The sequence below is a fragment of the Bacillus sp. 1A genome, from assembly GCF_052682215.1.
Genome location: NZ_JBQYLZ010000001.1, coordinates 6119056 through 6135130, shown reverse-complemented (window position 1 = coordinate 6135130; position 16075 = coordinate 6119056). Strand labels below are relative to the sequence as shown.

At 35.8% G+C, this 16075-nt stretch carries 14 protein-coding genes; 10 read left to right on the top strand and 4 right to left on the bottom strand.

The features are described 5' to 3' along the window. Positions 1 to 199 precede the first annotated feature (199 nt). From ACUN0F_RS31410 to ACUN0F_RS31380, 7 genes are all read left to right on the top strand, one after another. The gene (locus tag ACUN0F_RS31410; protein WP_445540748.1) at positions 200 to 1069 is read left to right on the top strand and encodes an ROK family protein; all 870 of its coding nucleotides are present in this window, start codon (positions 200 to 202) and stop codon (positions 1067 to 1069) included. A 137-nt stretch (positions 1070 to 1206) separates the two neighbouring features. Next, positions 1207 to 1803 (top strand): TerD family protein, encoded by a 597-nt coding sequence (locus ACUN0F_RS31405; protein WP_064477237.1) that lies wholly within the window; start codon positions 1207 to 1209, stop codon positions 1801 to 1803. Between the two features lie 23 nt (positions 1804 to 1826). Further along, positions 1827 to 2411: a TerD family protein gene (locus ACUN0F_RS31400; protein ID WP_445540747.1), complete on the top strand. Its 585-nt coding sequence runs from the start codon at positions 1827 to 1829 to the stop codon at positions 2409 to 2411. Positions 2412 to 2493: 82 nt separating this feature from the next. After that, positions 2494 to 3072 (top strand): TerD family protein, encoded by a 579-nt coding sequence (locus ACUN0F_RS31395; protein WP_000236650.1) that lies wholly within the window; start codon positions 2494 to 2496, stop codon positions 3070 to 3072. Between the two features lie 73 nt (positions 3073 to 3145). Then, positions 3146 to 3937, top strand: coding sequence for a TerC family protein (locus ACUN0F_RS31390; protein ID WP_000025692.1), 792 nt, complete (start codon positions 3146 to 3148; stop codon positions 3935 to 3937). Positions 3938 to 4046: 109 nt separating this feature from the next. Continuing rightward, positions 4047 to 5678 (top strand): YceG family protein, encoded by a 1632-nt coding sequence (locus ACUN0F_RS31385; protein ID WP_098858837.1) that lies wholly within the window; start codon positions 4047 to 4049, stop codon positions 5676 to 5678. 18 nt (positions 5679 to 5696) lie between these two features. Continuing rightward, positions 5697 to 6779 carry a toxic anion resistance protein gene (locus tag ACUN0F_RS31380; protein ID WP_001064402.1) on the top strand — a complete coding sequence of 361 codons (1083 nt, stop codon included), beginning with the start codon at positions 5697 to 5699 and terminating at the stop codon, positions 6777 to 6779. An 82-nt stretch (positions 6780 to 6861) separates the two neighbouring features. Here the strand turns inward: ACUN0F_RS31380 and ACUN0F_RS31375 are convergent, their stop codons facing one another. The 3 genes from ACUN0F_RS31375 to ACUN0F_RS31365 all read right to left on the bottom strand — a co-directional run bounded on the left by ACUN0F_RS31375 (position 6862) and on the right by ACUN0F_RS31365 (position 11634). Next, a complete protein-coding gene (locus ACUN0F_RS31375; protein ID WP_215562577.1) occupies positions 6862 to 9528 on the bottom strand; it encodes a cation-translocating P-type ATPase in 2667 nt (888 codons plus the stop codon). A 292-nt stretch (positions 9529 to 9820) separates the two neighbouring features. Then, on the bottom strand, positions 9821 to 11281 hold the full coding sequence (locus tag ACUN0F_RS31370; protein WP_445539017.1) for an IS1182-like element ISBcy1 family transposase: 1461 nt from the start codon (positions 11279 to 11281) through the stop codon (positions 9821 to 9823). Positions 11282 to 11409: 128 nt separating this feature from the next. After that, the gene (locus tag ACUN0F_RS31365) at positions 11410 to 11634 is read right to left on the bottom strand and encodes a DUF1128 domain-containing protein (protein WP_000366197.1); all 225 of its coding nucleotides are present in this window, start codon (positions 11632 to 11634) and stop codon (positions 11410 to 11412) included. A 174-nt stretch (positions 11635 to 11808) separates the two neighbouring features. Between ACUN0F_RS31365 and ACUN0F_RS31360 the strand changes: the two genes are divergently transcribed. Genes ACUN0F_RS31360 through ACUN0F_RS31350 form a run of 3 tightly spaced genes read left to right on the top strand, consistent with a single transcriptional unit; the run spans position 11809 to position 13718 of the window. Continuing rightward, positions 11809 to 12273, top strand: a complete 465-nt coding sequence (locus ACUN0F_RS31360; protein WP_000250906.1) for a low molecular weight protein-tyrosine-phosphatase — start codon at positions 11809 to 11811, stop codon at positions 12271 to 12273. Between the two features lie 53 nt (positions 12274 to 12326). Next, positions 12327 to 12842 (top strand): DUF4075 domain-containing protein, encoded by a 516-nt coding sequence (locus ACUN0F_RS31355; RefSeq protein ID WP_046958164.1) that lies wholly within the window; start codon positions 12327 to 12329, stop codon positions 12840 to 12842. Positions 12843 to 12848: 6 nt separating this feature from the next. Next, positions 12849 to 13718 (top strand): YihY/virulence factor BrkB family protein, encoded by an 870-nt coding sequence (locus ACUN0F_RS31350; RefSeq protein ID WP_445540746.1) that lies wholly within the window; start codon positions 12849 to 12851, stop codon positions 13716 to 13718. Positions 13719 to 13902: 184 nt separating this feature from the next. Here ACUN0F_RS31350 and ACUN0F_RS31345 read toward each other — a convergent pair whose 3' ends face one another. Beyond that, entirely contained in the window at positions 13903 to 15828 is a 1926-nt protein-coding gene (locus ACUN0F_RS31345; RefSeq protein ID WP_445540745.1) for a heavy metal translocating P-type ATPase, read from the bottom strand. Positions 15829 to 16075 lie beyond the last annotated feature (247 nt).

Here is a 16075-nt window from a genome sequence, read left to right as displayed (position 1 = left end):
TTTCCTCCTAAGAAATTAATATTCCATCTAAAATACATCCCTTTGTAATATTTCTTAGGAAAAAGAGTTTTATGCAAAAAAAACTATATATAGAAAAAGGTGGTGTATTTCTGAAGAGAGACAAGAATTAGTGTAAATTCTTTATAATAGTAGAGTGGTGGGAATTTTACACTCATTACAGTAGAGGAAGTGACAGCAGATGAAAGAATATATTGCATTTGATATTGGTGGTACACAAATTAAATATGGAATTGTTTCAGAAACAGGAACAGTACTAAAGCATAAAACAGTTCCAACAGAAATTCAATTGGGTGGGGAACAAATCATTCAAAAACTTATTCTTCTATCCCGAAAATTAATGAATGAACATACGATTTCGGGAATTGGCATTAGTACTGCGGGAATTGTTAATATTCATAAAGGGGTTGTAACGGGAGGGGCGGAGCATATTCCGAACTACGCGAGTATTCCTATTATTGATAGATTGCAAGGGGTATTACAAGTTCCTGTGTCCGTTGAAAATGATGTGAATTGTGCAGCTTTGGGTGAGAAGTGGAAAGGTATTGGAAACGGAAAAAGAAATTTTATTATGCTTACTCTTGGAACTGGTATTGGAGGAGCGATTTTTATAGATGGAGAGTTATACAGAGGACATTCTTTTAGTGCTGGTGAATGGGGAAATATGTTAATAGAAGGAAAGCCGTTTGAAGAGGTCGCTTCCATTTCAGGGTTAATTCGTCTTGTGCGAAAATATAAAGGTGAAAGTGATTGGAATGGAAAAACGATTTTCGAACTGTATGATAAAGGAGATAGAGAAGTTACGCAAGCAGTTGAGGTTTTCTTTAAACATTTAGCGATTGGAATTAGTAACCTTGCTTATATTTTTAATCCAGAAATTATTGTTATAGGTGGAGGAATTACTGGTAGGGGAAATCAGTTCTTAAAAGAAGTAAAAGGAGAAGTAGAAAAATATTTAAATAAAGAGATTTATAATAATTGTGAGATTGAACTTGCACAAAACGGAAATTGCGCAGGAATGGTTGGTGCTATTTACCACTTCTTACATTAGCATAAATAAGTTATATGAATGTTTTCATATAACTGAGAATTTATCCTTTTTATCACTAGGTAAATAATGCTACAATATAAGGGGAGAATACAATATTTTCCGATTTGGAAAATGCTTTGTAGAAAGGAAGAAACTTCATGCCTATTATTTTAGAAAAAGGTCAAAAGATCGATTTAACGAAAGGACAACCAAAAGTAGCAAAACTACAGGTTGGCTTAGGCTGGGATCCAATTGGACAATCAGGTGGGTTTCTGTCTTCATTATTTGGAAGTAAACCAAGTGTAGATTGTGATGCATCTGTTGTTATGTTAGAAGGGGATCGCTTTTTAAACAAAAACGATTTAGTTTACTTCGGAAACAAACTTTCTACTTGTGGTAGTATTATTCATTCAGGAGATAATTTAACAGGTGAAGGCGCTGGTGATGACGAAACAATTTTCGTAGAATTACATAAAGTTCCGAGCCGTATTAATCGTTTAGTATTCGTTGTAAATATTTATGACTGTGTAAATCGTCGTCAAGATTTCGGGATGATTCGTAATGCATATATTCGGATTCAAAACCCGCAAACTGGTGAAGAATTAGCACGCTATAATTTATCGGATAATTATGCTGGCAAAACGACTCTAATTGCAGGTGAAATGTATCGCCACGGAAGTGAATGGAAGTTTTCAGCTGTTGGAGAAGGCACACAAGATAAAAACTTAAGTGAGATTGTATCACGTTATCAATAAAATAAACCGAGGAGGAATTGAATATGGCATCAATTTCATTGAAAAAAGGACAAAAGGTAGACTTAACAAAAACAAATCCAGGTCTTTCAAAAGTTCTTGTAGGACTTGGTTGGGATACGAATCGTTATAACGGACAAAACGATTTCGATTTAGATGTTAGTATTTTCTTAGTAGGTGCTAACGGTAAAGTTTCAGGTGCAGAGGATTTCGTCTTCTATAATAATCCAAAAGGTGCGAATGGTGCTGTCGAGCATTTAGGAGATAACCGAACTGGCGAAGGTGAAGGCGATGACGAATCGATTAAAGTAGATTTAAAAAATGTACCTGCACATATCGAACGTATTTGTTTCTCAATCACAATTTACGATGGAGAAGGTCGTAGCCAAAACTTCGGACAAGTTTCTAACTCTTTCGTACGTATTTTAGATGAAGAAAAGAATGCAGAGTTAATTCGTTACGATTTAGGAGAAGATTTCTCTATTGAAACAGCTGTTGTAGTAGGGGAATTATACCGTCATGCAGGTGACTGGAAGTTCAATGCAATCGGAAGTGGATTCCAGGGCGGATTAGCGTCTCTATGTAATAATTTCGGTTTAGATGTAGAGTAATAGATTTTATATATCTATCGGTGAAACAGGTGTTTACTGATGGATATATTTTTTAAGATATAAAATATAGAGGTGAATATAAATGGTTATTCAATTGCAAAAAGGACAGAAGATTGATTTAGGTAAGACAAGCCCTGGCTTAACAAAAGCAGTAATTGGTCTTGGATGGGATATTAAATCTTATGACGGTGGATCAGATTTCGATTTAGATGCATCAGCATTCCTATTAGATGCGAATGGAAAATGCACGAAGGAAACTGACTTTATATTCTATAACAATTTACAGTCTCCTTGTGGATCTGTTCTACATACAGGGGATAACCGTACAGGTGAAGGTGAAGGCGACGATGAGCAACTTGTTGTAGACTTGAAGAAAGTTCCGGCAGATGTGCACAAAATTGCTATTACAGTTACAATTTATGATGGAGAAGGCCGTAATCAAAACTTTGGACAAGTTGGAAACGCATTCGTTCGTTTAGCAAATGAAGAAACGAGTGAAGAAGTTCTTCGTTTTGATTTAGGGGAAGATTTCTCCATTGAAACAGCAGTTGTCTTTTGTGAATTATACCGTCATAATGGACAGTGGAAGTTTAATGCAGTAGGAAGCGGTTTCCAAGGTGGCTTAGGTGCGCTTGTAAGAGCGTATGGCTTGGATGCATAAGAAGGGAAACGATATTCGTTTCCTTTTTTTGACCTTTCTATAAATCTAGCAAAGAATAGGGGATAAAGGTAAGATGAGTATTTTGCAAGGGATCCTTGATACGTATGCTCAGTTTTTCGACTTGGACATGTGGATTAAAGTGTTGCAAGATCCAGTATCTTGGGGATTAATAGGTACACTTGTTGTACTTGAAGGGTTGTTATCTGCTGATAACGCACTTGTATTAGCGGTAATGGTAAAGCACCTTCCGGAAGAAAAACGTAAAAAAGCATTATTCTATGGACTTATTGGAGCTTATGTATTCCGATTTATTGCGATTGGAATTGGAATGTTCTTAATTAAATTAGCGTGGGTAAAAGTGTTAGGTGCACTTTACTTAGCTTGGCTTTCAATTAAATACTTCATTGATAAAAGAAAAGGTAATGCAGAAGAAGAGGAAGCTCATGGTATGAACCAAAACAGTATTCTCTTCAGAATGTTTGGTGTCTTCTGGGGAACAGTTGCGATGGTTGAATTAATGGATATCGCGTTTTCTGTAGATAGCGTACTTGCTGCATTTGGTGTATCAAATGAAGTTTGGATTCTATTATTAGGTGGAATGCTCGGTATTTTAATGATGCGTGGTATCGCTGGTGTATTCTTAAAATTGTTAGAGCGTATTCCAGAACTTGAAACGACAGCATATATTTTAATCTTAATTATTGCAGCAAAAATGTTACTGTCTGTTATTCATATTGAAATAAGTCATATGCTATTCTTTATCATTTTAGTTGTAGCATTTGGAGCAACGTTTATACTTCACTACATGAAGAATTCTGGACAAGCTAAAGAAGAAGTTGCAGCTACTAAAAATAATCATAAATAATTGAAATGGGTTTGCTCGTTATGCGAGCGCCCATTTTTTATAACTAAAAATAGTTTATAATAGAAGAGAGACTTTATAAAAAAGTAAATGTTTTTGGAGGTGAACTGTTGTGTTTTCACGTTTTACACTTCAACCATGTGCATTAAAAGACGAATCAGATTTAAAGCAATTTGAAGCGCTTTTAGAAAAACGCCCACAATATGAACTGACAGAGAATGAGATGAAGTTTAGTTATATAGCAACTCGTATTCTTGGTGTTCCTAATGATGTAGATGAATATTTCAATGAGCTATTTGATTATAGCGAAGTGAAAGGGATCGTGGTTTTGCATGAACAAAATTTAAATAAGGTGATTGATCCCGAAAAACTGCGCCATATTCAAGAGGTTTTTACATTACATCAAGAAGCACCGAATGGCCTTACAGTAAATAGGCTTGTCGCCCATCTGTCTGGAAAACAACTATTACCACAAGTAGACAATCCTGACTTACAGCATTATATACATACGACGTTTATTTCTGTATTAAAATTGTATGAAAAACAACATAACCAATCATTAAAAACAGAAGGATTCCGTCGTTTCTTAATCGATATGATTAAGTTAAGTGACAATTACGTAGCGAAGTGGTTCTCTACGATTAATTATAAGAAACAAATGCCGCGTATTATTTGGTACGGTGATGCACAGGAAAGCCGTATATATTTCTTATACTTTCTTATTATGCTCGGTTGCGATGTACTTTATTATCACCCAGAAGGAAAAGATGGATTTGAGAATGTTGATGAAGAGGGAAGGACTTTTATTGTGTCTCATCCAGGTCGCATTTCTCTTGAGCCATTTCCAGATCGCCGCCGTGAGCGAGTTGCCACAGTAGCGTATCAGGCTTCAAAAGAAATTGAACAAGTACTTCACCACGATAACTCACTGCTGTACAAGCCATGGCAATTTCGTTCCTATACGCCTGTAGCTCGTACGCTCAAAACAACGTATGATGAACTCTTTTTAATTACGAAAGAAAAAGCATTTGTGCGTCCAACATTCTTTGTTGAAAATAAACACATTTATATCCCTTCTTTATTTGCGAAAATATCAGGTGTCTCAAAAAATGATAAAGAATATTTTCAGCGATTAAAGGCTATTACATCATTTGATAACAGTTTATTAATTAATACATTTCCGTTTACGAAAGAACAAAAAGCGAATTTCCAATATCATTACCGAGATGCGTTAGACCGCGGGGGGAAATTACACCCTGATTTAATTATGAACAGTCATTGGTGGCCACATAAACGTTTGCCAGAAGGATTGCAACATGGTATTGCAGAGGCGATCATCCATACGTGTGAAAGTGAAATGTGTAAACCCATTGCGAAAGAGACGAAACAAGATGTAGCACTGTATGTTTTCGCACAACTTTCTCAAATACCGCCGAACATTTTAGAGCAACTTGAGAAATTTGATTACTCGCAAGAAGTACCGAAAATTGTTATATTTAATAATGAGAAGAGCGGAGAATTAAGCCGTTCGGATGCTGTTTTATTACTATTTTTAAATCAAATTGGAGTAGATGTATTCCATTTCAATCCAACGGGAAGAAACGATATCGAACCGTATATTGAAGCAGGAGCATTTGATTCGCATTGGCTTGAAGAAGTTAATTTCGATCTTGAGTTTCATGGTTCATCAGCCTATAAAAATTTATCACAAACAATAAAAGGACTATTTCGTCCATTTTTATAAGGAAAGGGAGAATACCATATGAATAACCCAGTCATACTAGATTCGAAAACAGAATTAAATGAGCAAACGGCACAAGATGTTCGTTTACAACTTAGACAAGATGCAGAAGTACAACGTATTTATAATGCAGTAGATATTAAAGATCAGTTAGAATTAATCGAGCTTGGAAAAGAACCATCTATGGAAATTTCACGTTTCGCTGATCAAATTTTACATACAATGTCTTTATCAAAAATAGAAGACTCTGGAGAATTATTAAAACAGCTTGGTAAAATTATGGACAGATTCGATAGCAAAGACTTTGCGGAAGAGAAAAGCGGTTTCTTCTCACGTATGTTCAAAAAAGCTGATAAAATGATTGAACAGATCTTTAGTAAGTACCAAACAATGGGTCGTGAAATGGATAAAGTATACGTAGAAATTACAAAGTATCAAGATGAAATGAAAAAATCAATCGGTACGTTAGATGGTTTATATGAGCAAAATTTGAAATATTATTTAGACTTAGAAAAGTATGTAGTAGCAGGGGAAATGTTATTAGAGCGTTTAAATACAGAGTTGGTTCCAATGTACGAAGAGCGTGTGCGTAACAATGACCAATTAGCAGGTATTGAATTAGAATCACTGAAAAACTCTGTTGAAATTTTAGAGCAGCGCATTGATGATTTAGAAAAAGCACGTATGGTTGCGCTACTTACAGCACCACAAATTCGTATGGTTCAACGTGGTAATAATAAATTAATTGGTAAAATCAATACAGCATTTATTACAACGATTCCTATCTTTAAAAATGGTATTATTCAAGCGGTAAATGCGAAACGTCAAAAGCTTGTTGCAGATTCTATGGCTGAACTGGATCGTCGTACAAATGAATTACTTAAGAAAAATGCACAAAATATCGCAACGCAAAGTGTGGAAGTAGCGAGATTATCAGGTTCTTCTAGTATTAAGATGGAAACACTTGAGGAAACTTGGAACATTATTTCAAGAGGTATGCAAGAAACACAACAAATTGAAGAGCAAAATAAACGTGAGCGTGAAGAAAGTCGCAAACGTATGGCTACATTAACAGAGAACATAAAAAAAGAATTACAAGGATAAAGTGAAACTTTAATCAGCGGGGACATCCCCCACAAATAGTGAAATAAATGAAAAGGCAATGAGGAATAATCCTCATTGCCTTTTAGTTTCTCTTTACTAATTTAATGATCTCATTCACAACAAGTGGAATGATACTTAATAAGAGAACAAATCCCCAATCTCGCATCGTTAATGCATGTACACCGAATATATTTGCAAGAGGTGGGATGGAGATAATACACACTTGCATAAGAACACCGATAAGAAGGGAGAAGACTAAATATTTATTTGTAAAGATCCCAATTGAAAAAATGGATTTCGTTCTTGAACGCAAGTTAAATGAATGAACGAGCTGAGAAAAACTAAGAACGACAAATGCCATCGTTTGAGCGTGTAATAGAGCATCTTCATCAATTTTCTCTGGGAAAAGAGGAAATAAATTTGTATCTCCGGTATAGAATTTTGCCCCGGCGATAAAGGCTGCTAACGTTAAAAGTCCAATGACAGCCCCATTGAAAATAAGAAAAGGAACGCTACCACTAAACAAGCTTTCTTTCGCATGTCGTGGTTTTTCTTTCATTACATCTGGATCTTCAGGATCAACCCCGAGTGATAATGCAGGTAGTGTATCGGTAATTAAATTTACCCACAAAATGTGAATAGGCCGTAGTGGTGTTGCCCAACCGAGTAAAATAGCTAAAAATAAAGCGATAATTTCTCCAAAGTTACAAGAGAGTAGAAAGAGAATTGATTTTTTTATGTTACGATAAATATTTCTACCTTCCTCAACAGCTTTCACGATAGATGAGAAATTATCATCAGTTAACACTACATCCGCTGCCCCTTTTGCAACATCTGTCCCTGTAATGCCCATCGCTACGCCAACATCTGCTTGTTTTAAGGATGGGGCATCATTAACACCATCACCAGTCATAGAAACGATATTTCCTTTTGCACGTAATGCTTTTACAATCTTTACTTTATGTTCCGGAGAGACCCTAGCGAATACATTTAAGTGATTAATTTTGCTTGCTAGTTCTGTATCTGGAATATTATCTAATTCAGTTCCAATCATAATTTCAGATTTTTCTTTAGCAATACCAAGTTCTTTGGCAATTGCAAAGGCGGTATCTTTATGGTCACCAGTAATCATAACTGTGCGAATACCGGCTTTTTTACATTCTGTAATGGAATCTTTTACTTCAGTTCGCGGTGGATCAATCATACCGACAAGACCGATAAAGATGAGATTTTCTTCAAGGTGATCTATAACCACATCGTTTGAATTGTATTGTTTAAATGCGAATGAAAGTACTCTTAAAGCCTCTTGAGACATTGCCCCGGCAGCTTCTAATATTTGATTTTTATCAGCATCTGTTAGAATCTCGATTTTACCGTTTTTAAATATGTGGGTACATCGAGGTAAGAGTTTATCAATAGCACCTTTTGTCATGCTATAGTAGCTTTCATCGTATGTATGAACGGTTGACATCATTTTACGATCTGAATCGAAAGGTAGCTCGTTAACACGTTCATGTATCTGTTCTAAATGATCCTTTTGCATGTTAAAAGTGCTTCCGGCAACGAGAAGGGCGATTTCTGTAGGGTCCCCTGTTTGTGAATCGGAACCGTAAGACGCATCGTTGCATAGCACCATATTTTCTAACAATAGACGTTGTACATCATTATTTACATTTAAGTTTTCTAAGTCGTCGTATGTATTATCACTATAAAAGTGAGTAACGGTCATTTTATTTTGTGTTAACGTACCTGTTTTATCTGAACAAATAATTGTGACAGAACCGAGAGCTTCGACAGCTGGTAGTTTACGAATGATAACATTTTGTTTAATCATTCGCTGCACACCAATTGCAAGAACGATGGAAACGATAGCCGGCAAGCCTTCTGGAATAGCTGCAACGGCTAAACTAATAGCAGTCATAAACATTTCTAACGTATCTCGTCCTTGTAAAAAACCGATGATAAACATAATGACGCAAATAGATACAGCGACAAAGCCTAAATACTTTCCGACTTGTGCTAAGCTCTTTTGAAGTGGTGTCATATCATCGTCGGCTTCATGTAAAAGGGTAGCAATCTTACCAATTTGTGAGTTCATTCCAGTTTCAACAGCGACACCGACTCCGCGCCCATATGTTACTAGTGTCGACATAAAGGCCATATTTTTTTGATCGCCTAACGGTACTTGCTCATCACTTTGCATAGAAGGGTGGTAAATTGCATCTTTATCAACAGGGACAGATTCACCAGTTAGAGCAGATTCTTCAACTTTTAAATTTGCGGTTTCGATAAGTCGCAAGTCACATGGGATATAACGTCCTGCATCCAGCATGACAATATCACCTGGAACGACTTGTTCAGATGGAATTTCTTTTAGTTCACCATCTCGCTTGACGATAGCTTTAGGTGTCGCCATCTTTTTCAATGCCTCTAAAGCTTGTTCTGCTTTCGATTCTTGGACGACGCCAATAACAGCGTTTAAAACTACAACGAGCGCGATAATACTTGCATCAGCCCATTCACCTACAAAGGCAGAAATAAGGGCAGCAATAATAAGGACATATACGAGGACGTCATTAATTTGGGCGAAAATACGCTGCCATAACGTGCGTTTTTGTTTTGTAGCTAATTCATTAGAACCGTATTGCTTTAAACGTTCATTTACAATTTCATCTGTTAAACCGTGTTGTTCGTTTGTTTCTAAGTCGATTAATGTTTGATCTTTCGTCTTACTGTACCAATTGCTCATAAGTAAGCACCTCCAGTAAAAACAGTTAGCAATGGTAGTGTTGCTATTATTTGTGAGTAGTATGTATGGAGAAAAAATCTAAGATGAGGTTCTACTTCTATTGTACAATATTTTACAGTTGGTTGAGGGAAAGAGAAGAGTTGTCATGAATTTGTTGGAAATAAAAAAGAGCCCCATAGTGAGGAGGGCACTGAAAAACTTACGTTTTTCGGTTTATAAACCGGATGCAAAACAAGAAAGGCGACTTTTCATTCAATTTTGAATGAAAAGTCGCCTTTCCCTTTATTCTTTTTTACTTTGTTTCTTTTATCAAGGTTAGGATTCGTTTTAAATTGACAGCGAATATAGCCATTGCACCTTGCATTTGCATACCAATCAGACCCGAGGAAGATGCCACATCATACCCGTGTCTATGCTTAAGTTCACTATTTTTCGCTTCAATTTTATAACGTTCTTTCCCCTTTTCTTTAAAATATGCACTTTCTTGAAATGCTTGTTGTTCCTTATGTTCAGTAGATTTAATTGTCACAGAATATGTTTTACTTTTAGCGCCTTCTTTGTAACACCCACTTTTGAATGGACATACTTTGCATTTTTCAATATCAAAATAGTAGGTATGACTTTGACTATTGTTTGTTCCCTTTTTACCCGTACGTGCTCTACGAACGGCCATATGTCCAGCTTTACAGACATACATACCCGCATCTTTATTAAACTCAAATTCATCTTCTTTTTTACGTGGCCCTTGTGTCACAATAGGGTTTAATTTCGATACTAATTGTAATTGATTTTGGTTGGCATATTGAATATTATTTTTCTCAGAATAAGCAGTATCTCCAATAACTGTATCAATTTCCATCCCTGTTTCACGACTTTTTTCAATCAATGTTTGAAGGTATTTTCCATCGCTTTTTTCACCCGTTGTAATCACCGCAGCTGTAATGATGCGTTCTTCATTCATCGCAATATGTGTTTTATAACCAAAGAAAGAAGAATCCGCTGTTTTATGTCCAATTCGCGCATCAGGATCTTGCGAAAATTGGAGGTGTTCTTGGTGATCTTCTACGATTTCTTTTAAATAATTCAGTTTCTCTTTCACATTTGGATATTCACGAATGATTTCCTCTTTTTCTACTGTTTCAATTACTTTTTGACAATATTCAAGTTCGTCACTTAAGTCATCTGTCATTGTTTTTGGTGGGAACTTTCCCTTCATTCCTTCGTCAACTTGATAAACAGCTTTGCGGAGTAATTTGGATTTCTCCATTACAAATTCTTTCGGCGATTTTTGATTGAAGCGTGCTTTTGTATGTGTGGCATCAACAATAATAGATTTATTTTTAATCAAGTTTTTTTCGAGTGCAATTTCCACTGTTTTTTGAATGAGCATGTCAAGTAACCCTACATCTGTCAGACGAAGCTTGCGGAACTTCGTTAATGAACTAGGGTCAATGACCATATCTTCTGGTGCCATATCTAAGAAATATTTAAAGGACATATCGTATTTTGAGCGTTCCACAACATCTACATCTGATAAATCAAAAATAGATTTTAGTAATAAATATTTAAACATACGAACAGGCGGCACTGCATTGCGACCGTTATCGAGACAATATTTATCTTGTAGTTCTTCTAAAACAAAAGAAAAGTCTACCAGTTCATTAAATTGACGAAGCATATTATCCTTTGGTACAACGATATCGTAAATCGCCATAAATGGACTGAGGTTAAGAGATTGTTGATTAGAAATCATCCGAGACACCACCTAGAATTAGTATAATTATTATACATGAAAAAAGCGAAAGCTTCCTCGATTTCATCGAGGAAGCTTTCGCTTTTTAAACTATAAGGACTTTTTCAGTGCCCTCATAGTGAGGCTTTTTACTTTTTAATTAATGTACCTAATTCTTCTGTAATAGCTTGCATTTCACTAATGCTGAATGTTTCACGTTTCATAACGTGCTCATAGATGTCACGTAAGTCTTCGTACATTTCTTCATTAAAGCTAGCAGCTCTCATCGCTCCAGCATTAACCATACGTAATTTTTCTTTAATAGCTTCAACCATATATTCAACATTTTCTTCTGACTTTACGGATAAATCCACCGAAGTGTCCCCCTTTAAAATAACATAAAGCTATCTTAACATTTTTTATCATTTTCGTTAATGAATCTTTTCAATCCTATTAAATTAGTAGGGATTTCCTTTATAATTAATAATTGGTTGTTTATACTATAAGTATATATTAAGAAATGCACCAAGAAGGGAAGAAACAAAAATATGGTTCAAGTATTGTTTGTTTGTCTTGGGAACATTTGTCGTTCTCCGATGGCAGAAGCGATTTTCCGAGATCTTGTCGTAAAAGAGGGACTCGAAGAGAAAATTGTCATTGATTCTGCAGGAACTGGAGATTGGCATATTGGCCATCCGCCACATAAAGGAACACAAAAAATTTTACAAGAAAATGCAGTCACTTTTGAAGGAATTAAAGCAAGGCAAGTAGAAAAAGAAGACTTAACAAAGTTTGATTATATTATTGCCATGGACAACAAGAATATAGCAGATTTAAAAAGTTTAGGTAAAACTGGAGGCTATATTGGTAGGCTGTCCGATTTTGTTCCAGACGGTGGCTGGACAGACGTTCCCGACCCTTACTATACAGGGAATTTCCAAGAAGTATATGACCTTGTAACAGAAGGGTGTGTAAAGCTATTAGCTTTCATTCGAAATGAACAAGGAATATGAGGAAGCTTAGAAAGAAATACTTTCTAACATAAGAAATGAAAGGGTGAAGGAATATGGCAAAGAAAAATAATATTGCTCGAAACATTGCGATTGGTGTAGCTGCAGGTGTAGCTGTATCTATGTTAAAGAAAGAAAACCGTGAAAAAGTAAAAAATACAGCAGAAAAAGCAAAAACAAAGATGATTGAAATTGGTGAAAATGCAAAAATCAAAGAAAAAGTGCAAACTGTTACAGATAAAGGACGCGAACTTGCTGACTTCAATGTAGTAAAAGCGAAAGTAGCAGAAATTAAAAAATTGACGCCGTCTGTTGTAGAGACGTTAAAAGAAACGAAAGAAATTTTTAGTAAGAAAAAGGTTGAGCCAGCAGAGAAGCCAGAAACGATTGAAATTCAAGCTGTATCTCCAAAGGTAGATGAGCTGAAAGCAGAGGAAGAGCCAGTAGTTGCTGAAGATGGTGGTATGAAAGAAGCGCGTGAATTGTTTATAAAAGACTCAAATGTAGAGGAAAAAAAAACTGAAGCGTACATTGAGTTGAAGCAAGATAAAGAAGAGAAGAAAAGCGTTTAAACATATATGAGAAAAATTTTAGAAAAGGTGAGAAGAAATCGTACTTATTCGTTTGGTAAAGATTTGTATGACCGGACGATGCGCGATGATGTAGCGGGCTTGGCAGCACAGCTCGCTTATTTCTTCTTGCTTGCGATTTTTCCTGGGCTTGTTTTCTTAATTACGCTTCTTGGATTCATTGACCTTCAAACAGAAAGTGTGCTCAATTTATTAGAACCGTACGTACCCGAAGATGCAATGTCTTTAATTGAAGTAAACGTTGATAAAGTTGTAAATGAGCAAAATGGTGGTTTATTATCATTTGGTTTATTATCAATGCTATGGTTTGCTTCAAACGGAGTGAATGCGGTTATGAATGCATTCAACCGTGCGTACGATGTAACAGAAACGCGTTCTTTTATTAAAACAAGAGCGTTATCAATCGTATTTACATTAGCAATTATTTTTATGATTGTGTTTGCGCTAATTGTTCCAGTGTTTGGACAAGTCATTGGAGCAGCGGTGTTTAAAGCAATTGGTTTATCGGATAGTTTTTCTTACGTGTGGAGTATTACGCGGTTAGTAGCGAGTTTCTTCGTGTTATTTGCATTGTTTAGTTTTTTATATACGTTTGCACCAGATCGAAAGTTAAAAAGAAGAGAAGTCATTTCAGGAGCAATATTTGCTACTGTAGGATGGATTATGGTATCGTACTCATTTGCTTATTATGTAGATAAGTTTGCAAATTACGCCAATACATATGGTGGTCTTGGTGGTATTATTATTTTAATGTTATGGTTCTACTTAACCGGGTGGGTAATTTTACTTGGCGGTGAAGTTAATGGTTTACTCCATCATTATAGAACGGGTGACAATAATTCCCGTAATGAAAAGTGACTTCTTGTTCCATAATAATAAGGAACAGGGGGGATATTTCATGAGTAACAATAAAAAGAATCACAACAATAAAAATAACAATAAACAAAAGAGTAGTTCGCATCCAAAGCATAAAACGAGTGGTAGTGCGAACGGGCATAATAGCTACCATTAAAAAAAGCGGGTCCTTTATGAGGGACCCGTTTTATTTGTTTCCTTGTAATAATCGTAAGCCATTCAAAATGACAAGAATCGTACTTCCCTCATGCCCAATAACACCGAATGGAAGAGCTAAAGATTGCATGAAATTTGAACAAATCAGCATTGCAATTACAGCTAGTGAAAAGATTACATTTTGCTTTACAATGCGGTTCATTCGTTTTGATAAACGGATTGCTTGGGAAAGTCGAGATAATTCGTTCTTCATAAGTACAACGTCTGCAGTTTCTAAAGCAACGTCTGTTCCTTCACCCATTGCCACACCAATGCTAGCAGTAGCGAGTGCAGGAGCATCATTTATACCATCGCCGACCATTGCTACCGTCCCGTATTTTTCTTTTAGCTTTTTAATTGTTTCAACTTTTGTTTCTGGTAAGCATGATGCGTAATATTCCTTTATATTACTTTCGGAGGCAATTGCTTTTGCTGTTTCTTCATTATCTCCAGTAATCATAATTGCTTCGACACCGATGCTTTGTAATTCGCGAATAGCAGCTATTGTTTCTTGGCGAAGCGTATCTTTTAAAGCGATAAGTCCAAGAATGCCTCTCTCATCACTAATATAAACGACAGTTTTACCTTCTTTTTCAAGTGAGACAGAAATACCATTATGAAATGTCTTTGTTTCTTCACCAATAAAATCAGCTTTACCTATTTTATAAGCTTTGTTTTCGAATATTCCTTTTAGCCCAAAACCAGTTACATCTTCAACATTTTCTGGTTTTTTTAATGTAATGTCATACGCATGTTGTGCATATTTAACGATAGATTCAGCTAAAGGATGTGTAGAGTGACTTTCAATTGCTGCTGTAATAGAAAGTACTTCTTTTTCTGTTATATTTTCTCGAACATATACATCTGTTACGGTAGGTTTACCTTCTGTTAATGTTCCGGTTTTATCAAAGGCTATCGCTTTTACTGAAGCTAGGCGTTCTAAATGTATGCCACCTTTAAAGAGAATTCCATTTCTTGCTCCGTTAGAAATTGCAGATAACGTTGCTGGTGTAATAGCAGCAACGAGTGCACAAGGAGATGCGACTACAAGTAAGATCATAGCGCGATAAAATGTTTCATTCCAGCTCCAGTCAAGTAAGAAATGAGGGACGAACATCATAAGCGCAACAACGAGTAGTACCCCTTTTACATATGTTCCTTCAAATTTTTCGATGAATAGTTGTGATGGTGATTTTTCACTTTGTGCACTTTGGACGAGACGGATAATCTTTTGGAATAATGTTTGATCGCTCGGCTTCGTAATTTTAACTTCGATAGCACCGCGTAAATTTACAGTACCGGCAAATACTTCATCGCCATGTTTTTTTTCATTTGGAATAGGTTCTCCAGTAATTGCTGCTTCATCGATATTTGTTTCACCGTTATGAATCGTACCGTCAGCAGGAACGCGCTCACCTGGCTTAATTAAAATAATGTCGTTAATTTGTAATCGTCCAACAGGAACACGTTCTTCCGTTCCATTTGAAATACGTAATGCTTCTTCAGGTTGTAAATCAAGAAGCGCTGAAATTTCTTTTTGACTTTTACTTAATGTATAAGATTCCATCGCACCGCTTAGTGCGAAGATAAAGATTAAAATTGCACCTTCTGCCCAGTAGCCAATGATTGCAGCACCGATAGCAGCAAAGAGCATGAGCATTTCGACATTTAGCTCTTTCTCTTCAATGGTATCTTCAATACCTTCTTTCGCTTTTGCATATCCACCAACTATATAAGCAAGGATATAGCAAGTAATACCTACATTCATTGCATCGTTCTTTGTGAATAACCAACCAGCTAAAATGAAAATACCAGATGCGATTGCAAATATAAGTTCATGATGTTTCTTTAATGTATCCCATAAAGAGGGATGAGAAATAGACTTTTGTACTTGTAATGTTTTTACCTCTGAGTTCATTACTACTCGCTCCTTCCAAATTCTTATTGAGAAAAAGAATCAAAATCGAAAGCCCTATAAAACGACGAAAGCTGCCATCCATAATGGATAGCAGCATTTCTGTTGAATCTGATTTTAATAGTTATTATGTTGTAATTATTCTATAGTATATCATATGTTTTCGTTAGATGATATGTTTTGTTTGCGTATAAACTGAAAACTTGTGTTTTCACACTTCCTTTGGTATATATGAATATTGTTCATAAAA